General features: G+C 38.9%; 27 protein-coding genes and 1 riboswitch. Of the genes, 13 read left to right on the forward strand and 14 right to left on the reverse strand.

Annotation, left to right across the window (positions count from 1 at the left end; translation table 11 throughout):
• The first annotated feature begins 1 nt into the window (after position 1).
• Complete coding sequence (locus tag AC4NPH_RS09005) at positions 2-1,303, forward strand: NCS2 family permease (protein ID WP_013055916.1); 1,302 nt, start codon at positions 2-4, stop codon at positions 1,301-1,303.
• Between the two features lie 31 nt (positions 1,304-1,334).
• Here the strand turns inward: AC4NPH_RS09005 and AC4NPH_RS09010 are convergent, their stop codons facing one another.
• Positions 1,335-1,529: a hypothetical protein gene (locus tag AC4NPH_RS09010; RefSeq protein ID WP_013082184.1), complete on the reverse strand. Its 195-nt coding sequence runs from the start codon at positions 1,527-1,529 to the stop codon at positions 1,335-1,337.
• Positions 1,530-1,703: 174 nt separating this feature from the next.
• Between AC4NPH_RS09010 and AC4NPH_RS09015 the strand changes: the two genes are divergently transcribed.
• Together AC4NPH_RS09015 and AC4NPH_RS09020 are read left to right on the forward strand one after the other, a co-directional pair.
• Complete coding sequence (locus AC4NPH_RS09015; protein WP_098812594.1) at positions 1,704-2,873, forward strand: MFS transporter; 1,170 nt, start codon at positions 1,704-1,706, stop codon at positions 2,871-2,873.
• Between the two features lie 23 nt (positions 2,874-2,896).
• Positions 2,897-3,220 carry a hypothetical protein gene (locus tag AC4NPH_RS09020; RefSeq protein WP_102055980.1) on the forward strand — a complete coding sequence of 108 codons (324 nt, stop codon included), beginning with the start codon at positions 2,897-2,899 and terminating at the stop codon, positions 3,218-3,220.
• Here AC4NPH_RS09020 and AC4NPH_RS09025 read toward each other — a convergent pair.
• Entirely contained in the window at positions 3,148-3,594 is a 447-nt protein-coding gene (locus AC4NPH_RS09025) for a GNAT family N-acetyltransferase (RefSeq protein WP_013055913.1), read from the reverse strand. The genes AC4NPH_RS09020 and AC4NPH_RS09025 overlap by 73 nt on opposite strands.
• A 113-nt stretch (positions 3,595-3,707) precedes the next feature.
• Between AC4NPH_RS09025 and AC4NPH_RS09030 the strand changes: the two genes are divergently transcribed.
• Entirely contained in the window at positions 3,708-4,043 is a 336-nt protein-coding gene (locus AC4NPH_RS09030; protein ID WP_335566177.1) for a CotG/ExsB N-terminal domain-containing protein, read from the forward strand.
• Between the two features lie 147 nt (positions 4,044-4,190).
• On the forward strand, positions 4,191-4,988 hold the full coding sequence (locus AC4NPH_RS09035; protein ID WP_098325769.1) for a VOC family protein: 798 nt from the start codon (positions 4,191-4,193) through the stop codon (positions 4,986-4,988).
• Positions 4,989-5,006: 18 nt separating this feature from the next.
• On the opposite strand, the gene AC4NPH_RS09040 is transcribed toward AC4NPH_RS09035, so the two are convergent.
• From AC4NPH_RS09040 to AC4NPH_RS09060, 5 genes are all read right to left on the reverse strand, one after another.
• Positions 5,007-6,620, reverse strand: a complete 1,614-nt coding sequence (locus AC4NPH_RS09040) for a M20/M25/M40 family metallo-hydrolase (protein WP_252288017.1) — start codon at positions 6,618-6,620, stop codon at positions 5,007-5,009.
• A 469-nt stretch (positions 6,621-7,089) separates the two neighbouring features.
• Positions 7,090-7,332, reverse strand: a complete 243-nt coding sequence (locus AC4NPH_RS09045; protein WP_028414204.1) for a hypothetical protein — start codon at positions 7,330-7,332, stop codon at positions 7,090-7,092.
• A 67-nt stretch (positions 7,333-7,399) separates the two neighbouring features.
• A riboswitch (SAM riboswitch) is annotated at positions 7,400-7,501 on the reverse strand.
• 63 nt (positions 7,502-7,564) lie between these two features.
• Positions 7,565-8,719: a M20 peptidase aminoacylase family protein gene (locus AC4NPH_RS09050; RefSeq protein ID WP_013055907.1), complete on the reverse strand. Its 1,155-nt coding sequence runs from the start codon at positions 8,717-8,719 to the stop codon at positions 7,565-7,567.
• A gap of 47 nt (positions 8,720-8,766) precedes the next feature.
• Positions 8,767-9,273: a GNAT family N-acetyltransferase gene (locus AC4NPH_RS09055; protein ID WP_013055906.1), complete on the reverse strand. Its 507-nt coding sequence runs from the start codon at positions 9,271-9,273 to the stop codon at positions 8,767-8,769.
• Between the two features lie 203 nt (positions 9,274-9,476).
• Positions 9,477-9,671 (reverse strand): hypothetical protein, encoded by a 195-nt coding sequence (locus AC4NPH_RS09060; protein ID WP_223272336.1) that lies wholly within the window; start codon positions 9,669-9,671, stop codon positions 9,477-9,479.
• Positions 9,672-9,972: 301 nt separating this feature from the next.
• On the opposite strand from AC4NPH_RS09060, the gene AC4NPH_RS09065 reads away from it, so the two are divergent.
• Complete coding sequence (locus AC4NPH_RS09065; protein ID WP_063670916.1) at positions 9,973-10,725, forward strand: M48 family metallopeptidase; 753 nt, start codon at positions 9,973-9,975, stop codon at positions 10,723-10,725.
• A gap of 212 nt (positions 10,726-10,937) precedes the next feature.
• Here the strand turns inward: AC4NPH_RS09065 and AC4NPH_RS09070 are convergent, their stop codons facing one another.
• Positions 10,938-11,351: a DUF1259 domain-containing protein gene (locus AC4NPH_RS09070; RefSeq protein ID WP_013055903.1), complete on the reverse strand. Its 414-nt coding sequence runs from the start codon at positions 11,349-11,351 to the stop codon at positions 10,938-10,940.
• A gap of 253 nt (positions 11,352-11,604) precedes the next feature.
• Here AC4NPH_RS09070 and AC4NPH_RS09075 point away from each other — a divergent pair, with 253 nt between their 5' ends.
• From AC4NPH_RS09075 to lepB, 3 genes are all read left to right on the forward strand, one after another.
• Positions 11,605-11,943, forward strand: a complete 339-nt coding sequence (locus tag AC4NPH_RS09075; protein WP_013055902.1) for a YmaF family protein — start codon at positions 11,605-11,607, stop codon at positions 11,941-11,943.
• Positions 11,944-12,335: 392 nt separating this feature from the next.
• Positions 12,336-12,671, forward strand: a complete 336-nt coding sequence (locus tag AC4NPH_RS09080; protein ID WP_013055901.1) for a LapA family protein — start codon at positions 12,336-12,338, stop codon at positions 12,669-12,671.
• 190 nt (positions 12,672-12,861) lie between these two features.
• A complete protein-coding gene (gene lepB, locus AC4NPH_RS09085; protein ID WP_013055900.1) occupies positions 12,862-13,413 on the forward strand; it encodes a signal peptidase I in 552 nt (183 codons plus the stop codon).
• A 36-nt stretch (positions 13,414-13,449) separates the two neighbouring features.
• Here lepB and AC4NPH_RS09090 read toward each other — a convergent pair whose 3' ends face one another.
• Positions 13,450-13,896 (reverse strand): YndM family protein, encoded by a 447-nt coding sequence (locus tag AC4NPH_RS09090; protein WP_013055899.1) that lies wholly within the window; start codon positions 13,894-13,896, stop codon positions 13,450-13,452.
• Positions 13,897-14,036: 140 nt separating this feature from the next.
• On the opposite strand from AC4NPH_RS09090, the gene AC4NPH_RS09095 reads away from it, so the two are divergent.
• Positions 14,037-14,912, forward strand: a complete 876-nt coding sequence (locus AC4NPH_RS09095) for an aldose 1-epimerase family protein (protein WP_029325052.1) — start codon at positions 14,037-14,039, stop codon at positions 14,910-14,912.
• A gap of 144 nt (positions 14,913-15,056) precedes the next feature.
• On the opposite strand, the gene AC4NPH_RS09100 is transcribed toward AC4NPH_RS09095, so the two are convergent.
• A complete protein-coding gene (locus AC4NPH_RS09100; RefSeq protein WP_013082166.1) occupies positions 15,057-15,923 on the reverse strand; it encodes a gamma-glutamylcyclotransferase family protein in 867 nt (288 codons plus the stop codon).
• Positions 15,924-15,928: 5 nt separating this feature from the next.
• Positions 15,929-16,327, reverse strand: a complete 399-nt coding sequence (gene gloA2 / locus AC4NPH_RS09105; RefSeq protein WP_013055896.1) for an SMU1112c/YaeR family gloxylase I-like metalloprotein — start codon at positions 16,325-16,327, stop codon at positions 15,929-15,931.
• A 147-nt stretch (positions 16,328-16,474) separates the two neighbouring features.
• Between gloA2 and AC4NPH_RS09110 the strand changes: the two genes are divergently transcribed.
• The 3 genes from AC4NPH_RS09110 (at position 16,475) to AC4NPH_RS09120 (ending at position 18,683) form a co-directional block, all read left to right on the forward strand.
• Complete coding sequence (locus tag AC4NPH_RS09110; RefSeq protein ID WP_013055895.1) at positions 16,475-16,675, forward strand: hypothetical protein; 201 nt, start codon at positions 16,475-16,477, stop codon at positions 16,673-16,675.
• 227 nt (positions 16,676-16,902) lie between these two features.
• Positions 16,903-17,268 carry a MerR family transcriptional regulator gene (locus AC4NPH_RS09115; RefSeq protein WP_013055894.1) on the forward strand — a complete coding sequence of 122 codons (366 nt, stop codon included), beginning with the start codon at positions 16,903-16,905 and terminating at the stop codon, positions 17,266-17,268.
• Positions 17,269-17,327: 59 nt separating this feature from the next.
• Entirely contained in the window at positions 17,328-18,683 is a 1,356-nt protein-coding gene (locus AC4NPH_RS09120; protein ID WP_013055893.1) for a hemolysin family protein, read from the forward strand.
• Positions 18,684-18,733: 50 nt separating this feature from the next.
• On the opposite strand, the gene AC4NPH_RS09125 is transcribed toward AC4NPH_RS09120, so the two are convergent.
• From AC4NPH_RS09125 to AC4NPH_RS09135, 3 genes are read right to left on the reverse strand one after another with little or no spacing between them, the layout of a single operon-like run.
• Positions 18,734-19,444, reverse strand: a complete 711-nt coding sequence (locus AC4NPH_RS09125) for an ABC transporter ATP-binding protein (protein WP_098315171.1) — start codon at positions 19,442-19,444, stop codon at positions 18,734-18,736.
• Positions 19,441-20,583, reverse strand: coding sequence for an ABC transporter permease (locus AC4NPH_RS09130; RefSeq protein ID WP_013055891.1), 1,143 nt, complete (start codon positions 20,581-20,583; stop codon positions 19,441-19,443). The genes AC4NPH_RS09125 and AC4NPH_RS09130 overlap by 4 nt, the downstream gene beginning before the upstream one ends.
• The gene (locus AC4NPH_RS09135) at positions 20,580-21,803 is read right to left on the reverse strand and encodes an ABC transporter permease (RefSeq protein WP_098787782.1); all 1,224 of its coding nucleotides are present in this window, start codon (positions 21,801-21,803) and stop codon (positions 20,580-20,582) included. The genes AC4NPH_RS09130 and AC4NPH_RS09135 overlap by 4 nt, the downstream gene beginning before the upstream one ends.
• Between the last annotated feature and the right edge of the window lie 13 nt (positions 21,804-21,816).

Here is a 21,816-nt window from a genome sequence, read left to right on the forward strand (position 1 = left end):
TATGTTTAAGTTAAAAGAATATAACACGGATGCTAAAACGGAGATTTTAGCTGGTATTACAACGTTTTTAACCATGATTTATATCGTCATTGTGAACCCAGTTATTTTGTCCAGCGCCGGCGTTCCTTTTGATCAAGTATTTACAGCTACTATTATTTCAGCAGTCGTAGCTACGCTATGGATGGCTCTTGCAGCTAACTATCCAATCGCTATTGCTCCCGGTATGGGAATGAATGCATACTTTGCTGCTTTAGTTGTTGGTTCAAATGGAAGCATCGACTATGCTACTGCTTTTTCAGCTGTATTCGTAGCGGGTATTATCTTTATCATCCTATCGTTAACATCGTTTCGTGAAAAATTAATTGAAGCTATTCCAAACAATTTAAAGCACGCGATTAGTGCTGGTATCGGTTTATTTATTGCTTTTATCGGGCTTCGTTCAGCCGGTATTATTGTTGCAAATAAATCAAATTTAATTGGACTTGGTGATTTGCAGTCTGAAAAAGTAGTTTTAACACTGATTGGACTTGCGATTACAATCATTTTATATACGCTAAATGTAAACGGCGCTTTATTCTTCGGTATGATTATTACGGGATTAATTGCTTTCTTTAGAGGACAGCTTTCATTTGATAAAGGTTTGTTTGCTTCTCCTCACCTTCCAGACGGCTTAATGATTTCAAATCCTTTTGCTGCTTTTGGAGATGTTATTCATCATGATTTGTACACAGTTGTTTTTTCTTTCTTACTTGTTACAATTTTTGATACAACAGGTACAATGGTAGGAGTAGCTCAACAGGCCGGTCTTATGAAAGGTAATAAGATGCCTCGCGTACGTCAAGCATTGCTTGCTGACTCATTTGGTACAACGATTGGAGCTTTATTTGGTACAAGCCCAACAACGGCTTACGTTGAATCTTCATCTGGTGTAGCAGCAGGCGGACGTACAGGTCTAACGGGTGTGACGGTAGCCATTTTATTTATTGTTGCAGCGTTCTTTAGTCCGGTTGTAAGCTCGGTTTCTGGCGTAGCAGCTATTACTTCACCTGCATTAATTATTGTCGGAAGCTTGATGATGGGCGCTGTAGCTAAAATTAATTGGAATGACTTTGATGAAGCGTTCCCTGCCTTTTTAGTTGTTCTAGCGATGCCTCTTACATCAAGTATTGCCACAGGAATTGCGCTTGGTTTCATTTCTTATCCGTTAATGAAGCTGGTAAAAGGAAAAGGCAAACAAGTCCATCCGCTTGTGTATGTCTTTGCTGTTTTATTTCTCTATCAGCTCATCTTTTTACCGCATTAAAAAAGCTTGGAGATTCGTCTCCAAGCTTTTTTTATTGAAAGTGATTGTTATTTTCTTTTGTTTGATAAAGATAATTTTCCACATAGATTTGTTCTGCATCAGAAGCATTCTTTATTCCTTCTTCTGGATCTAACTCGATACTTCTCTTTTTAGCTATATAATCCACTAGCGCCCCAAACCCTAAAAGACCGCCTATGATCCCAGCAAATACAATCCATATTGGCAATCGCTTCACGTCCTTATTCTTTTAATTGTATCATCCTCAGCACAACAGGTAAATATTAACATAGTTATCCATTTGTAAATAAAACGCTTTTTACCAAATATACGTAAAAAACTTCTTTGTATTTGGTATACTAAACTCACGGCATGTTCTACAGAGAAAGGGGCTTAATTGCATATGAACAAACAGCTTGGAACGTTAATGTTTGTTATTTTTATGGTATTTGTCGGCTTTGGAGTGATCATCCCCATCGTACCTGAAGTTATTCGTGCCACGGGTGCAAGCACGGTCAATTTAGGAATACTAATGGCTAGCTATTCGATCGCATCTTTTATTACTGCACCTTTTTGGGGGAAGCTTTCCGATATAAAAGGCCGGCGTCCCATATTACTTTGGGGCTTACTCGGCTTCAGCGCAAGCTTTTTTCTTTTTTCGGTGGCAGAAAACTCTCTGACTTTAATGTATACGTCGCGCATCATCGGAGGTTTGTTCGCAGGAGCTGTTATTCCTTGTGCTTTTGCATATACTTCTGATAGTACAGATGAAGAAAACCGCACGAAAGCAATGGGACTGTTAGGAATGTCGATTGGCTTAGGCTTTATTTTTGGACCGGCATTAGGCGGCGTCCTTTCATCTTTCGGCTTGTTTGTTCCCTTCGTTATCTCTGGTATCTTGTCACTGATTATGACAGCGTTCTCATTCTTTACGTTAAAAGAATCTTTACGAAAAGAATCTGCTGCCAAAGTACAGACATCGAGATGGCATGACTTCACGTCAGATTTTCAAGGAGCTATGAAGTATTTATATGTTCTTTCATTTTTAGCGACTTTTACGCTCGCTGGTTTAGAAGCTACTTTTCAATTTTTTCAAATAGCGAAAATTAATGCTACTCCTACCACAATCGGATGGATGTTTATGGCGAGCGGTTTAACTCAAGCGCTGATTCAAGGCGGTGTGCTGCAGCGATTTAAAAAAGGAAATGAAAAAAAGCTGATGGCCATTGGCTTATTGGTTTCAGCAATAGGATTTACGTCTATTTTGTTATCTTCTAGTGCCGTTAATGCTACCTTATTTTTGTGCATATTTACAGCAGGAAATGCCCTTATTCGTCCTTGTGTCCTCTCATTAATTACGATGAGAACCAAAGTAGGATATGGCTCTGCTTCGGGGCTAACTGCCTCAATGGATAGCTTAGGGCGTATTTTTGGCCCTCTGCTTGGTGCATTTGCCTTTAAACTCAATATGACGCTGCCTTTTATTATCGGAGCAATTGTCACTTTAGCTGCTTTACTGCTGATTCAGCGCCATACAGCTCTAGATTATTCTGAGCAAACACTCTCATCGTAGAGGCTGGGAAAACATTATTTTAGTTGAAAGAAGATCCGAACGATGAATCGAGATTCTTGATGGAGAATCCAACGCGTTCGGATTTTTTTATTGTTATGAGTATACTAGCTGTGTTGATTGGAGAGCAAGGCGGAGACTCCTGCGGGATAAGCGGAAGCGACGAGGAGGCTCAGCGGCCGCCCGAGGAAAGCGAAGTCTTGCACGGAAATCAGCAGCCGATTCCTACTAGCGCATGTAGCTCATTTGTTGGTCTTTGGATTAATTTAGCGATGTCTCAATCTCTTTTCATCGTTACTAACACAAGATTATCAGCAGCTGCAGTACGTTTTATAATTGAAAACCGATGAGCTTCGTATAGCTTAATCGCAGGTGTATTTTTTTCGGCTGTAGACACGATACATTCACATTCAGAATATCTTTGAAGTACATGTGTTAAAAGACGGCTTCCGATTCCCTTTCGAAAGTCCCGAGGACGCACAACGAGGCGGCAAATCGTTAATCGCTCATTTTCTTTTTCAAACGACAGCACTCCTGCTAGCTTACCTTCAATCATTTCTCCGATAAACACTTCCTTGCTTTTCATAATATCTTCTTTGCTTTCTGTAAGCTGAGGAATATCTGAAAAACCAATGAGCCTTGCTTCTTCTTGATAAGCTTCTACTTGCACAGCTACTATTTGAAGAGCGATATCCACTCTTTGATGTTCGAGGATTTGAAGCATGAAAACCACTCCATTTCTTTCACAAATTTAGACAAATTCCATGTTTTCACTATATCCAAACGCCTTCCTTGTACATATTGTATTATGTACCGAATTAGCCAGGAGGTGTTTATATGCATATCAATGCTGAAAGAATTAGAGAAGCAACAGAAGCGATTGCTTCTACTGAGCTTGAAACATTTATGTACCAAGAGCCAACTGCTCGTCACAGACGCTCTCGTCGTCGTTCTACTCGCCGCACTACTCGCCGCACTACTCGCCGTTCTACTCGTCGTTCTACTCGCCGTTCTACCCGCCGTTCTACTCGCCGTTCTACTCGTCGTTCTACTCGTCGTTCTACTCGTCGTTCTAGCCGTCGCCGCTGTCGCTGCGGTTCACCTTGCTGCTCATATCCATGGTTTAATAAATCATTTGGCTGCTGCTTTAAAGGGCATAGCTGTCGTCGCTAAATAAATCTAAAGCAAGTCGAGTTTAAAACATACGCGGCTTGCTTTTTTTAAGATTTTTATTTTATATAATCATTCGTTTTACTCTTCTAAAAAAAGAAAACAACGTATAATAATGGGAAAGAATCTCTCTTAAAAGGAGGCCTATCCATGCACTTATCTTTTGATCATCTTGTTCATTTTTCACCTGATCCTATTAAAGCTCAGAAAGAACTAAACGAATACGGAATAAATGTCGTTAAAGGCGGCATCCATGAAAAATGGGGCACTTTTAACACGTTGGCTTATTTTAACCTCAGCTATATTGAATGGCTTGGACTTAGAGATATCGCGTTAGCTCAAACTGTTACAGATAATGACCTTATTCAGCAGCTTGTTAACGAACATACACCGGTTGGTCATTTTGGTCGATTTGCATTTCGTACAGATGATATGGATTTGCTAATAAAAGAGCTGGAAAGCAAGAATGTCACTGTAAAAGGTCCTGTAGCGGGTTCTCGTCAAACCAATGATGGAGAAAGACTTCAATGGAAAATGTGTTTTATTGAAGCTGACCACGATTCCCTGCCTCTTCCTTTTTTTATTGAATGGGGTGAAACAGAAGAAAAACGCAAGCCAAAGCTAGCGGCTCTTTCTTCTCACCAAGCTGGTCAGCTGCAGCTAAAAAATATTTACTGTGCTGTACATAACCTCGAAGAATCCATCAGCAAGTGGACGAAACTGCTTGACATTCAGTCTGCCCAAAGCTACAAAGACTCTTTACTTGATGCACGTTGTCAAAAACTATATGTCAATGGAGGAAACCTTATTTTTTGCAGCGGAACACAAGGTGTTGTCCATGATACATTAAAAAAAGTTGGAGAGCGTCCATTTTTGGTTGAATTAGATCACGCTCTAACACCGCAACAAATTACCGTACAAGGAGCTTCTTTTAAATTCAACAAATAAACATCCGCGGACGGATGTTTATTTATGTGCTTCCTTTATAGCTTGATAAATGAAATGAGGCAAAATTCCAAAGGAATACTGAACGTCTAATCTTTCGGTCCATTGATGCGCATCTCTTCCCAGCGGTCCAATGTTCAGCACCGGCACCTTCAGCTCCTCTAGCTCTTCTAGCGGGATATAATACCCTTTATTCCATAGCGGCATATTTGCTACCAACGTGTTAAATGTATGAAGCGGATGCTGCAGGCTGGCATAGCTTAAATCCGAAATTCCGCCAAAATAACTTTGTTCAACTAGCTCCACTTGGAATTGCTCTTTGGCAATTGCCTGTACGTTTGACAAAATCTCTTGTACAAACGGATCATCATGTGAACAAACGGCCGGATAAAGAGGCGGCGTAAAAAATAAGACCATCATCGGAGCTGCTTCTTTACATAAACCAGCTAAAGAGTTTACTAATTTAATGGTTTTATTTCTATCATCATCCTCTTGTGCCAAAAGTGCTGCTTCCATTTCTTGCACATATTTTTGACCGTGCTGTTTGACTGCATGAGTATAAAGTTCTTCATACGTCCATACGTTCACGTCAAGAGATGAACCCTCCATTCCCGCAGCATACTGCCTAGCGGCTTTATTATAGTGTTTTTTCACATTCAAAGCCGCTTTGTCAGCCGATTTCAACAGCAGATCTGTTACTTCTTTAAGAGAGCGGTTTAACATAAATAAATTAAATAATACAACGGCAGAGTGCGGAACTTGAACTGAATACTCTTCTTTTAAATCTTTTTGTATCAGCACCGTAGGAGGTGGACTCGTTTCTTCTCTTACTTTTTCGCAAAAATCAACGTTTAATTCTATTTCTTTTGTTAAATAAGAAGCTAGTAAATTAGCATTTAAACCAGCTAGCGGTTCCCCTACATGAGTTTCTTTTCCATAACACAAAAAGCTTGGCATGATCTTCCCAATCGATCCTGAGTACACATAGTTCGTTTGATCTCCAGGATAGCGGCTGAACACTGGTTCTGCATTTAGCATGAGAGAAAAATCCAGCTGATGTTTGCGGGCAAGTTCTAAAAGAACAGGCACTGCTTTTCTCATCCCAAGCGAATTTACTTCTTCATCCGGCACCGACAGCAGCAGGATGTTTCCGTCAAACTCTCCGTTGCATGCTCGTTCAACCATACTGATATGCAGGGCAATGCCTGCTTTCATGTCCATCGTTCCTCTGCCAAAAAGCCAGTCTCCTTTTATCATATCCTTTTGTACGTGCGCCGGAACTTGTTCCATATGGTTATAAAAAGTACTCGTTAATGTATCAGCGTGAAAAGCATCCTTTTTCCACTGTCCATAATCTTGTACATCCACTACATCGTAATGACTTACTAGTACAACTGTTTTATTCGTATTTTTCCCTTGAACAAAAGCTGTGACAATCGATCGCCCGTCTCCTGTTGAATGAAGCTCGACTTGCTCGTTTTTTTGAAAGTAAGGCAGCTTCAATAAATAAGACGCTATCGATTCAGCCATTTCCACTTCTGCCATCGTTCCTGTCACGCTAGGTATAGAAACCAATTCGCTTACAAGTTTTTTTAACTGTTCTTTTGTTTGATACAAAGATGTTTTGTTCGACATACCCTTCATCTCTTTCCTTTTTCTAAATTTTCTATCAAACAAAACCATTCGTCAATCCCTTTGACAGAGACTCTTTCATTCTATCCCTATGTATCATAGTATGGCGCTGCCTTTACGCACATGATAAAAAAAGAGTGCGCGGCTAGGGATAGCACCGCACACTCTTTTTTTACTTTTCGTCATCTTCTAAAAAGTCTAGGATACGATCAATAAGCTGTTCGCTTCCTGCATCGTTTCCGTGTTCAAGAGACATTTCCATTTCAATGCTCCTTTCATAAAATATTCTTGTTTTATAACATACCACAATTCATTTCGAATGTAACCTTTAATTTGTGTAAAAATTTCGACAATTTATGATTAATTTTAAAACCTGGTGAGTATTGATTATACCCACCAGATTCTTTGCTTGTCAAAAACCATGCTTTCTATTTAAAAACACTTAAAAAATAGAGGCGCGAGCAGACTTCTTCTATAAAAGACAGCCTACTCGCTCAAGCTTGGAACAGCATGATGAATAAATTTCTAGTTCATTTGCTTTTTGTACATCTTTAATATCTATGCCTACAGCATATGTACGAACATGGTTTTCGACCACAATTTCATAAAATGTTTCTAATTCCCGATAAGCTACTTGATAATGCTTTCCTAATAATTTCACTGCTTCCTTTAATGCTTTCTCTCCTGTATGTGCTGCAACTGCTGTATGACTCATAAAACCCTCTCCTTTTAGAAAAATAAAAAAACTCATTTTGCTTTGATGCAAAATGAGTTTTTCACCCGTTTTATCACCCAAAGCACATGCTTTGCTGGTAGGAGCACCTTACATTCGTAGGTTGCTGTGGAGTCAAAGAGCCAGATCTCTCGTCCACTCGTGATAACTTTTTTAATTTAAAATTTATTTTATCAAACAATTCCATCCCCGTAAATAGAAAAATAAAAATATTTTAATTTTTTCGGTAATGGAATGAATTCAAAAAATGAAAGCTTAGATTAGCAAAATAAGAAGCTGCTACAAGTAATGCCTCTTCATTTAATGAAAAAGAAGGATGGTGCCATTCATATTCTCCAGCTGTACCCATCCATACAAAAAATCCTGGTACATGCTGCTGATATACGGCAAAATCTTCTCCTCCAGGCGATTGTTCAGCTTCTACGACTTGATAACTAAGATCCTCTGCCGCTTTAGTAACTAGTTTTTCCAGCGTATCATCATTGTTTACTACAGGAAGATATGGATACCATTTAACGTCTACTGAAGCCCCGAAAGCTGCGCCAATCCCTTCAGCAGTTCGTTTCATAAGAGCCGGTATTTTTTCTCTCGCTTCTTCTTGAAAGGTACGCACAGTTCCTTCAAGCGTTACTTTGTCAGGAATGACGTTCCACGAGCTCCCTCCATGGATTTGAGTTATGCTGACAACAACATTTTGAAAGGGGCTGAGATTACGGCTGACAATGGTTTGTAAACTAGTAACAATTTGACCAGCAGCAGCAATTGGGTCTATTGTTTTTTCAGGGATACCTGCGTGACCTCCTACTCCTTTGACGTCAATTTCAAAACGATCAACACTTGCCATTAAAGGTCCCGGTTTGATACCAATGGTCCCTACAGGAAGATCCGGTTTGTTATGCATCCCAAATATCGCTTCCACTCCTTCGAGCACACCTTTTTCAACTAGCATTTTTGCCCCAGAAGCCGTTTCTTCGGCTGGCTGAAAGATAAATCGAACCGTACCGCAAAGCTCCTGCTGACGCTCTTTAAGAAGGATAGCTGCTCCGATTATAGAAGCCGTATGAAAATCATGGCCGCATGCGTGCATAACACCGTTCACTTCAGAAGCAAATGGCAGATTGGTTTTTTCTTCAATTGGCAGCGCATCAATATCAGCTCGAATAGCGATAATAGGTCCCGGCTTTCCTCCCACAATTTCTGCTACTGCTCCTACGTCTAATTGGAATTCATCCGCTATAGAAATATCATAGTGTTTTAACCACTTTTTAATACGTTTAGTTGTTTCATATTCTTTCATTGAAAGTTCTGGAAACCGGTGCAGCTCACGGCGTATGTCTATTAGCTCGTTTAGTAGTAATTGATCGGTCATATTTATCACTCTTTCACATTTCTTAATTTGGATCACTTCTCTATCTTTTACGACAAATAGTGTACCTCATTGAATTTTTTATAAAGAAATACGGTCGTATAACCTTCTGCAAGGTGCTTTTCTTTAGCTTGAACATATCCTTTTCGTTCATACATCTCAACTAACCAAGGATGTTCTTTTGCTGTTCCTAAAGACACACCTGGTGATTTAAACGTATTTTTTATTACCTCTTCCTCTACTAGATGCAGCAGCTTAGAACCAACGCCTTTCCTGGCAAACGACGGGTCCACTGCAAACCACCAAAGATGCGGAACAGCAAACGGACCTGGATGTTCTCCCCAAGGCATTCGTATAGATACAGTTGCAGCGATTCTTTTATCTTCTTCATATACATAGCAAAGGTTTTGAGAAATATTTTTCTTAACAAGGGCAAGATCAGCAGTAGCTGCTAAGAAAGGAATGCCTCGCTCTCGAATAGGCTTATATGCTTGTAGAGTTAAGTTCAATAAGTTATCTGCGTCGTCATTTGTTGCCAAACGGAATTCATTCTTCATCTCTTCGTCTCCTTATGCAGTGTTTAAATATTTTATTTAACTTATAAGTTTACTAAGAATTAAAAAAGACAGACTGCCGCCTTGCGTACTCACTATACAACGGCTTTTATAACGTGTCAATTTTCATTATCTCTTTCTATGAAAGCTATCATAAAAACCAATACTTACAGTTTCTTATACTGAACAAATATCAATAAATCCCCTTACGAAACCCCTTTCATTACTTTCGTTAAATTTTCAACCGCAATTATAGAGCGACGTATGATAAAATAGAACACGGTAGTTGTAAGAAAAGCAAACAGAAATGTAATCACTAGCATAATCGAGGCTGCTTGCTCTTGTTTCATAATAAGATAATAATTTGTCACTTCAATTACAGTAAGTGTTATGACCATCATATATAGCATTTCACATGTAAACTTTGAAACGCTTTTTTTATTTTTCATTCCCTATACCATCTAAAGAAATAGAATGTCTAATCTATATTAGTAGTATCGGCATATTTTTATATGTTTTTGTAAAAACTAAAGAAGAATTGAAGCAATTATTATTGGCGCTTTTCCACTAAATATTGGAATACATATCATTCTGCAAGGCGCTGCAACAGCAGTTGATAACTGTCTGATTATTCTTTCATTTGACCAAACTCTACCTTTGCTTATAAAATGAAGATTTGTAGAAAGGAGTACGAAAAATTTTATGTATACGTATCAAACAGGCAATCAAACAATTGACTACAAAATTGAAGTCGTTCCAAATAGAACCGATATCACGGTGCAAATTTGTGACAAAGAAGGGGTAAAAGTTATTATCCCAAGAGGTCTTAATGAAAACAATGTGCGTTCAATCATCGCACGCAAAGCAACATGGATTTTAAAACAACTAAACGGTTCACAGCCAGCTGAGGAAAAGCCAGCTGCTCCAAAGAAAGAAGCAGTAAAAAAAGAAACAGCTAAAAAAGAGGCTCCTAAAGCAGCAGCTTCTGCAGCTAAAACTGGTTCTTTTGAAGAGGGAGACAAATTCCCTTACCTAGGACGTCAATACCGCTTAAACATCGTTCGTGGAGATGTAGCAAAGGCTGCAATGACATTCCGTGCAAAATTCATTGCTACAGTACCTCAAAGCTGGAACGAGCAGCAAACAAATGAAGGTATTGGACAACTATTAACAGAATGGTACCAAGGCCGCGCAGGTGAAAAATTCCAAGAAGCTTTGAAATCTGTTAAAAAAGCAGCAGACAATGCTCCTGAATCTGTTAAGTGGGACGAGTTAGGTGAAGAATACGCTACGACTCAAGATAATACAATCGTATTAAACTGGCGTTTGCTAACAGCTCCTCTTGCAACAATTGAATATGTCATTGCTTCTCAATTTACAAATGCAGATGAGTTATTCGAAGATGCAGCTGAACGCAAACAGTGGTTAAGCGATAACACCCTAAACGCATTTTAAGTTTATACATAAAAAAAGCACGCGGCGAACGCGTGCTTTTTTTATTTGGATAGAAGTACTCGAATAATCTCACTGCTCAAAAATTAGTTAACCTGATAGGTTCATTCAAGAGCAGTTTATAAACAAATATATAATATACATGTTTAAAGTTTTATTAATCTAATTTTAAAAGCAGTAAGTAAGACTAAACTGATTCTATAAAAAACTGCTTTCTATCCTTTTAATACTCTAAACGCTTCTCTTACTTTTCGTGCAAAATCTAACGGTGGCTCTACGGATTCAAAATGCATATACATTGCTCTCGGCTCTTCAAATAGCCAATGGTTGTGAACGGCCGTAACCTTAATATCTCTTTTTCTAAGCTCCGTTAATAATGGATTTACCTCTTCTTGCAAAAGCACGGTTTCACCTAGATTTAGCGCTCTTCCTTTGCTATCTAAATCTTCAAAAGTGAAAAATTGAGGAGTAACTAATGGAGAGCGTGTTGGACGCCCTAAAATTTTAAAACGAATCGTCCGAAACTTTTGTACCAAACAAACGCCATTTTCATCTAAACTGCCTTGTCCACCTAGAATTCTCGCAAACTCCTGATCCTGACATAGACTCTTTTTATTTTCCCAACTCATTATGCTGACTTCCTCTCTTATAATAACTTGTCCTTCCTTAATAAATATATGTGAAAGTTATCAAGTAGAAACGGCAAACACATAGGAAAACTACCCATTTTATAAATCCTGATTATCAAAAGTCATATTTATTTTTCTTTGTTCATATCAATAGCATGTATTTTTGAATTTAACTAAAAAGAGAAATTCAGATGCTCATTTAAAGAATTTACTTAAACAGTTTTTTTAAATTGAATTTGTAGGGGGAAGTAAAATGAAAAAAATAGGCAAAGATGATTTTATTTCAGGGTTTGTTCCTCATCATAATCATGGCTCAGTGGACTACACTTCTGTTGCGTCAGGACATGTCCATCAGTGCCTCGATGTAACGTCTCCTCCAATTCAAAGCGAGGATGGAAGCCACATTCACTATACAGAAGGCTATGTTGTTTTTGAAGACGGACATACACATCATTACAAAGCCTACTCTGGTCCCGCTATTCCCATTGGCAACGGTATGCACGTTCACTATTATGACTTTTATACCAGCGAAGACAACCAGCATCGACATCATGTCAAAGGTGTAGACCACCCTGCTCCGGGCGATAGATAATGAAATAATTTAATGCACTTAAGACAAAGTCTCAGCTTCTGTACTGATTTATATCTTGTGTTTATATACCCCTTTATTAAAAGTGAGACCTTTAATAGATAAAGGTCTCTTTGTACATATATGAGTTAAATGCAAGTCTCTCCCTCTGCTTAAGCAAAAAAGGATACGCGAGCTCTTTATTCCAAAAATTCGACATACCAGGTCTTTGCACATGTCAAAGTTTCTACACCAATCGATATATTGTGTTTTAAAAGAAAGATATATAATCAAGAAAATGTTTGATTTTGTTTAAATGTGGATACGTATACCTATAAGCAAGATAGCAAACACTTAAGATGAGTGGTTACGCTATAAAAGTTGTAATGACCATGTAAAGAAAGGAAGTGCAGCTTATGAAAGGACAGAGCTTTTTTATTTTAGGACTTATATTTGCTCTTATCATTGCTGTTTTAGCTGTAATTAACAACGATCCGGTACAATTTAACTATGTATTTGGTTCACAAAAATGGCCTCTTATTTTAATTATCTTAACAACGGCCGTGTTTGGAGGAGTTGTTGCTGCTTCATTGAGCTTTGTAAAAATTGTTCAACTAAGAGGACAAGTGAAGCAGAAAAACAAGCGAATTGCTGAACTTGAAGAAGACATCAAGCAGCATAAGCCTGTTGAGCCTGTTGTGGAAGAAGAACCAAATCAACCAGCTACTCGAACTGAGCGCGCTCAGTTATAATAAAGAAGAGCCGTTATTCTCTAGAATAACGGCTTTTTTCATTTTTTGTTCCCTCACGCATATTTTTGGCATACACGCATAAACAGATAGATATGGAAAACTTTAGTTCTGAGTGGTACAATCAACACTGTTATATCTCTATGAAAAACTTAAATTGACAGTCTTACCGTTAAGAAGGTGTTCATCCATTATGGTCAATAAAAAAATAAAGCGTGAAATTCTTACATACACAAGCGTCATCCTCGGCACCGTTTTGCTTTCTGTTGTTGTTCAGCACTATTGGTTTCAGCCCTACACTGTAAAAGGCGATTCGATGAAGCCTATTTTACACGAAGGCAATCGAATTATTATTAACAAACACAGCAAGCTGGAGCGCTTTGACATTGTCGTTTTACAAGCTCCCTATAGCAGTGATTTTCTAGTAAAGCGTATTGTGGGCTTACCAGGAGAAACGGTGGAATACAAAGATGATGTTCTGTATATAAATAACAAAGTCAAAAAAGAGCCGCATCTTCATAAATATTTATCCAAAGTACCCGCTTACGAGCGATTTACTGAAAACTTTTCAACTTACGAACTGTCTCCAGACGGCACGATACCGGATGGCTACGTATTAGTGCTAGGTGACAACAGACGCATTAGCCGAGATGGCAGGCATTTCGGCCTCACTCCGATTTCTTCGATCATGGGAGAAGTCAATATGAAATACTGGCCTTTAAAGGAAATGACTTTTATGCATTAACACAAAAAAAAGAAAGCTCGAAAGTGAGCTTTCTTTTTATTTTGGATTTTCCTTGTTTTCTACATGCTGTTCTTCAGCAAATTCTGTGTCATATGCTAGTTTTCGCTTAAAAGCGGGACGCGTTCTTGCTGTATGTTTCGTTTCAATATGGTTGAATAAGTAGCGGTGAACAAAAACCTCAGCGAATGTAATAATAGCTGCAGAAATAATACTTCCCCAAGCAATTTGAACGTAGCTTTCTAATAACAATGTGCCAAAAATCCATACGCTCATATAGGTTAGAACAAATTCAACAATAATGGCATCACGGTTGCCCACTCGAGGCAGTACAATTCGATCCACTACTAAATATGTCACAACTGTCGTTAGCAAGCTAAAGGAAATAATGTCTCCGATGGTTGCATCAAAAAACAAATCAAGGCCTATACCAAACGCAATAAGTGCCGCTGCAAATTTAATGAGCAATAATGTTGCATGATTCATATTTGAACCCTCCTTTTTCTATTTAATTTGAACAAAAATAGGGAAATTAATACCTTTTTTGCCAAGAAGGGTATAATATAAGCAAAGCCAGTACGTTTGAGACTGCTCTAGCGTACAAGAATAATTTAGGAGATGTTGTAATGATTGTACTAGAAAACAACGAAATGAAAGTCAGCATTCAAGAAAAAGGGGCGGAAGTTGTAGAAGTATTTCATAAAGAAAAAGACCTGCAGTTTATGTGGAGCGGCGACCCCGCTTATTGGGGACGAGTATCGCCCGTATTGTTTCCGATTGTAGGCCGATTAAAAAATGATCAGTATACCGTTGATCAGCGCGTATACTCTTTGCCTCAGCACGGTTTTTTACGTGATTCTACTTTCAGCGTGATCGAACAAACAAACGAAACAGCACGGCTGCAATTTGCTACAAATGGCCGCTTTAAAGACGTATATCCGTTTGAATGTTCAGTTGAAATCAGCTATCGTCTGGAAAACAACCGATTAACGTTTCAGTGGAAAGTAGTAAATGAAGATAAAGGCGATATGTATTTTTCAATTGGAGCCCACCCTGCTTTTCGTATTCCGTTACGTGAAAACGAGCAGATTTCTGATTACTTTTTAGAAATAGAGCCTTCTGAAACTACGCCAAAGGAATTTGTATTGAAAGACGCTCTTATTCATGAAAAAGGGGCTGCAGAAAATTTGCACCAGCTGCCGCTAAGCGCAGATTTATTTGCAAATGATGCGTTAATTTTTAGTGATATTGACGGAATTACGATTAAATCGACGGTTAATGAAAATCAAATTAACGTTCAGTTCAATGATTTCCCGTATGTCGGTATTTGGTCAAAGTATGATGCAGAAAATCATACAATCGCTCCTTTTCTTTGCATCGAACCTTGGTTTGGAATTGCAGATACGCATGATCACAACGGAAATTTCAAAGAAAAATTAGGCATCAACCGTTTATCAAAAGACGGTGTATTTCAAACAGAGTTCTCTGTTTCCTTTAGCTAATGTAACACATAACAAAATCAATCCAATCAACAGCTAGAAGCAGTTAAATAGATCTTCGTTCACCATAATAATGAAAAGCTCCAAACGATTACTCGTTCGGAGCTTTCTTCAACTAAACTACTTTTGTCTCTGCTTCTTTTTATATTAGTTATTTACAACATCACTATTTTTTAGCGCATGGACTTGTTCTATTAGCTTCTGAACGTATTCTTCGCTGAGTACACCTGTTGCTCCTCGAATAATTTCAGTCGAATAGTGATCCGGAGGTGCGACTTCTTTTTCTTTATTTAACACAAAAAAAGTAAGAACATGATCCACCATCTTACCTTCATGCTCGACAGAAATAATAGCAGGACGATAACCGTTATTATCTACGCCTTCTCTGCCATACAGGTACGTAATGGCTTCAGGCGGCACGCGGTATAGTTTGCCTTCAACGACTCCGCCTTCTTCAACCATGTCTGCACGTCCTCCGTCATGAATAACGTGGTTATATCGAAGCGTATAGCCTTTAAAAACAGCTCTGCCGAGACAGTCTTGGAAATGCTGATCCACCCCGTGCTTAATAAAACGATCGTTATCCATACATGAACCGTAAGCAAAATACAGCATACCTTCTAATAAATCTTCTTTCCACACGCGCCAGTTTCCGCTCGGGATAAATTCGTGCAGCAGCGAACGATCGCTTGCCACATAAACAACGGCTTCAAATTCACCTTGGTCCGTTTCAACCGTTTGCACAACTTTATCATATTCATTGTCTTTATGACCTTCATGAATGTATCCTTCCAATTCATCAAGAGCCTTCCACATAAGCTGATCGGTCACTTCATATACTTCTCCGTATACAATATGTTCACTGTCGATATCGAGCATAGGGTAGCCTTGCTTTGTGTCATATAATTTCCCTTTCGTTTTTGCCTGCTTGGCAATAGGGCGCGCATGATGCAGCAATCCGTGATTACCTTCTCCTTCAAGAAGCGTTCCGTATACAAATAAATAATTGCACATACTCCTTATTCCCCCTCTTTCTCTTCATAAAGCTCTAGCGGTAACCCGTCCGGATCAGCAAAAAAGGTGAATTTTTTTCCCGTTAGTTCATCTACCCTAATAGGTTCCACATCAATCCCTTGCTGCTCTAGTTCACGCTTGGAATTCTCTACGCTTTCAACCGCAAAAGCTAAATGGCGTAAGCCGCACGCTTCAGGTCTTGAAGGACGTTGTGGCGGATTTGGAAACGAGAACAACTCAATTTGATAGCCAGGAGCTACTTCTAAATCTAGCTTATATGAATCTCTTTCTTTTCTATATGTTTCTTCTATAATCTTGCATCCTAACACATTTACATAAAAAGCTTTTGAACGTTCATAATTACTTCCTATAATGGCTACGTGGTGCATTCGTTTTAAATTCATTTCATTCTCCCATAAAAACCCTTTTCTAATCATCCTACACAAAATGCCGGCAAACATCAAATAATTACATTATCACCTTTGACTAGAGTGATAAAAGTCACGGACATAGCGCCTCATAACAAGTAACATAACAACGAGGTGAATAACATGATTTCGTTAACATTTAAAGCAAGAGTTGACCGAACTCAAAATTTAGATTCGTTAAAAGAAGAAGCTGCTATTATGCACCGTATTGCTGATCAGCTATCTCCAATGAGCCCTGAGTTCATAGAATATACTGAACGTATTCAATATGTGTATGAACGCATGCACATTATCGTACGTCATCCTACTAAAAAACTCGCTTAATATAAGCGAGTTTTTTTATAAAATCTTTGTCAAACTACCTTATTTTAAGATATACTGAATGCTAATAAAAAAATGAAACTTTTTGATCTTACGCGCGTATACTTAATTACGATAGGATAAAAGATAAATAGTTACGTAGATGAAAACCATCACGTGATGGTTGACATAGTTAAAGGAGGTGGTATTCTGATGGGGTTGCGACATACAAAATTGGCGAACTTGCAGAGATGGCACATGTAACGAAACGCACGGTTGACTATTATACCAACATTGGGTTGTTAAAAGCAGAACGCTCTGCTTCTAACTATCGCTTTTATAACGAAGAAGCGCTGAAACGTCTTTACTTAATTGAAAAATTAAAAAGCGAAGGCCGTTCTCTTGAAGAGATTTCTTCTCTATTTTCTATAGAGCAATCCGAGAATAGCCACTCCAAAGACGAATTAGCATCCAAATTTTACGTACTAAACGACAGTTTAAAAGAAGTTGCACCGCTTATGGAAAAGCTTAATGAAGAAGATCGAAAAGTAATGATGAATCGGCTCTCACCAGAAAGCGTCACTCTTTTGCACTCTTTACTGCTGCTGCTGTCGTAAATTTATTATTTACAGGAGGTGTTTACTTACTTTATAGCACTATAAAGTAAGTATATTCATTGATAACCATTAACTTAATTATTTTTGCGATTTTAATTGTACTCACTGCTTTTTTCGTTGCTTCAGAGTTTGCAATTGTGAAGCTTCGTAGTTCACGGGTAGATCAACTTGTTGCTGAAGGAAAAAAAGGAGCGAATGCGGTTAAAACCGTGACGACACACTTAGATGAGTATTTATCTGCGTGTCAGCTTGGTATTACGATTACTGCTTTAGGACTCGGTTGGTTAGGAGAACCGACTGTTGCGAAGATTTTAGAACCCCTGTTTGACAAAATGGGTGTTGCTGCATCTTTAACACATATTCTTTCATTCATTATCGCATTTGCGCTTGTAACGTTTGTTCACGTAGTAGTTGGTGAATTAGCGCCAAAAACATTTGCGATTCAAAAAGCTGAAACAGTTACGTTATTGTTTGCTCGTCCGTTAATTTTATTCTATAAAATTATGTTCCCCTTCATTTGGTTACTAAATGGTTCTGCCCGTTTATTAACTGGAATGTTTGGATTAAAGCCAGCTTCAGAGCATGAACTTGCGCACAGTGAAGAAGAGCTGCGCATCATTTTATCAGAAAGTTTTAAAGGCGGGGAAATTAACCAGTCTGAATATAAGTACGTGAACAACATTTTCGAATTCGATAACCGTGTTGCCCGCGAAATCATGGTACCAAGAACAGAAATTTCAGCTGTTTCTGAAGACGACAGCATTGAAGATTTCTTAAAGCTTGCTGTAGAAGATCGCTACACCCGTTACCCTGTTACCGTTGACGGAGACAAAGATAACATTATTGGATTAGTCAACGTCAAAGAGATTCTAAACGATGTCGTAATTAACGATGCGTTAAAAAAGCAAAGCGTGAAGCTTTATATGAATCCTATTATTCAAGTAATTGAAACTGTAGCGATTCAAGACCTATTGCGCTCGATGCAAAAGAAACGTACGCATATGGCTGTGTTGATTGACGAGTACGGCGGTACGGCTGGTATCGTTACCGTTGAAGATATTTTAGAAGAAATCGTTGGAGAAATTCGAGATGAGTTTGATACAGATGAAAAGCCGCTTGTTCAAAAAATCAGCGATCAGCATTTTGTCTTTAACTCAAAAGTACTGCTTGAAGAAGTTAACGAAGTGCTTCATATCGAAATTGAAAACGACGATATCGATACAATCGGCGGCTGGATGCTAATGCAAAATATCGATATCCAGGAAAGCGAATCGTTCAAACTTTTTGGATACGAGTTTATTGCAAAAGAAATGGACGGTCACCAAATGAAAGAAGTAGAAGTACGTGCCCTTCCTGAAGAAGAACGCGTGCAGCCTGAAAGTCATTCACCAGAACAAGAAGTTACACAAGCATAATAGAAAGAGCCGCTTCTTTATGAAGCGGCTCTTTCTATTATTGCTTTATCTTAATCATGCAGCAGCTTATACACAACGTTCTCTTCTGCCTCTTCCCCAGTCTTTTCCTTCGCCTGGTCCATGGTGCCGACAAATTCCAGTTTTCCCTCCTTTAAGACCGCAAACCGATGACACACGTCTAAGATTTCATTCAAATCGTGGGTAATATAGATAATCGTCTTTCCTTTTGCCGCCAGCTGTTTAATATAACGAATGATCTCAAGCTTGGACTGCAAATCAATTCCGACTGTCGGCTCGTCCATTAACAAAACGGACGGTTCATGAATAAGTGAAACGGCTATGTTTAGCTTTCGCTTCATGCCTCCTGATAAATTTTTTACTTTTTCCTTCCATCTTCCTTCGAGCTGTACAGCTGAGCAAAGAGACTGAAGCTGTTCATTCGACAGAGGGCGTGAAGTCATTTTGCTCCACATTTTCATGTTTTCTTTTACGCTAAGCTCTTCCCACAGCGCTATGTCTTGTGGAACGTAGCCAATGACTTCTCGAATCGCTTTTTGATTTTTCTTAAGCGATAAGCCTCCAATCGTGACATTCCCGCTTGAAGGAGCCGTAATGGTAGACAAAATAGACAGAAGCGTCGACTTACCAGCGCCGTTTGGTCCTAAAAGACCAATGACTTCTCCACTTTCTACGGTCAGCGTAACATTTGCTAACGAACGTTTTTTTCCGTATGTTTTGCTAACATTGTTAATTTCAATCATTTGATGCTCCTCACATTCCACACTATTTTAAATGCGCACAAACATATACATGCAATGGAAACAGCTATCTCTTTCCAAATGAACGTAAGCGGCAGTGCATGCTGATACAGAAGCAGATGCTGCGGAAGCCACTGACTTATTCCTTCAATCGTTGCAGAAAGCTCTCCTACCGGGAAAAAGCTCCCTCCTATTATACTGAGTCCTGTGACCATGACAACGCTGATCATATAATAAGATCCAACTCGCTGACTTTCACTTGCAAGCCATGTGCTAAAAGCAACGCACACAATCACATAGATACACATATACAGCAGCACACCGTAAGACTCTACTCCATACAGCCATTTAAATAGAGCAAAGCTTATGAGAGCTTGAAGCACGTATAGCACAGCATAAGCAGCGCTGACGCTTCGAATATAACCGTAAAGTCCTTTTTGCATCGTTTTCATTCGTTTGAAAAGGTGCCTCCGCTCTTTAATCATCCAATCTGATGTAATGCAGCAAAGTAAAAGCGTAAAGAATCCCCATAGCGGCACGTATCCGGTCATTTGAACGTTCCCTTGCTTCGTATGCTTCGTTCCTTGCGCCTCGTAATCAATTGTCATCAGCGGCTTTGGCTTCCACTGGTTATCGGTATAACGATACGCTTCTTTCCATAAATCCGGTCCCGCATGAATGTTATAAACTTTATATAAAAAACGCACTTCATTTGCCGCTTTAACATTTGTCGTTAACCTTGTCACTTCACTCGCCACGACTTCTCGAACCGCTTCCGTGGCAACTGAAGAAGGCAGCGTGAGCAAATCAATGACTCCTTGATAATTCCCCTCTTCTACTTCTTGTTGAAAACCGTTAGGAAACATAAAAATGCTGTCAATTTTATTTTTAGCCAGCTCCTTTCTCGCTTTTTCTTCGTTCAGAGAAAGAAACTGAATTTCTGTTGTTTTCTGTAGTCGATCCATTACTTGTTTAGACATGTTGCTGTGATCTTGATCGACAAGAGCAACGGGTATTTTTGAATCACTTTGTACTTTTGCTAAAAATGAGCTGCTAATAATCGTTCCTATTAAAGGTAAAAAGAAAATCATGATAACAAGCATAGGGCGCTTCAGCAGCTGCTTTATTTTTTCACTAATCATTTTCTCCACCGCCTTTGCAAAGTCATCACGTAGCCAACAGCAAGAACAAAACTTCCTGTTGCCGTAATGAGAATAGGCTTAAGGTAAAGAAAAGCTTCGTTTGTGTTATATCCATTAAATTCATAAAATAACAATTCCAAGACTCTGGTGTTGAGTGACCATTTCTGAAAACCACTCGCCCAGTCCGGTAAATAGACGACCGGCACAACATGTCCACTTAAAATCGCACTCAGCAAAATAAACAGCAAACCGGTTATTTGATAAGCTTTTTGTGATAAAAAAAGAACCCGAAGCAGTAAAAACAAACATAAAAAAGCAAACAAACTTCCGCTTACCCCTAAAAAAAGCTCTCCGTACGTACCGGTTACAGGCAGTTTCAGTTCTTTAATGAGACTTCCAAACAAAACGACAGAGACCGGTAGCAAAAGAACATACAGAGCCGTCAGCTGTGCTAAATAAATGTGAACAAACGATACACCTCTTGTTTTCATTCGAGCCAGCACCGGAGAAGTCTGCGTTTCACTAGCAAGCAGCCATCCGCCGTAGCTCCAAATCATAAGCAGCAAAGCAGCAAAAGACAGGACATAATATTGCTTCATATCCTGCTGAAAGAAACTCGTTTCTATTTGTTCATCAAATAAACTTCCTCTATCTAGTACGTGAAGCCCAAACGTCACCAAGCTCTTCTTAAATTCTGCGCGTCTATTTTTATCGGAAACATTTTCTTTTTCTAAAAAGGCTTCAACCGTATTAATACCGCTTTGAGCAGCTGACGTGTAGTCAGCTGCACTTTCCATCACGTAGCGAAACAGCTGTGACTGAAGCGGCTTATTGCTATTTCCAATGACGTGTAAAGGCTGATTTTTTCCATGAGCAATATCGTGACTAAAACCTTTTGGCAGCGTCACAATGGCTGCCACTTTATTTTGCTGCAGCAGCTGTTTAGCTTTCTGTTCATTCGTGTAAAGAGGCTTCATGATCTTGCGAAGCTTACCTTCAGTCAGCTGTTCGATGACGTACTTCGTTTGTGCAGTATCATCTTTATCCACAATTGCCACGGGGAACCGATTTACTCTCTCCTCACCTTGCATGGTCTGACTAATAATGATCCCTGCTCCAAGTAAAAACAGAGCAGGGATCATTATTAGCAGTATGAAAGATTTTATATTTTTCAATAGAGCTTTACATGTAAAAAGAGTCAAAGAGAAATATATCTTCATCTGCTTTGCACCT

This window comes from Priestia sp. MDV22-iso46, from assembly GCF_058629175.1.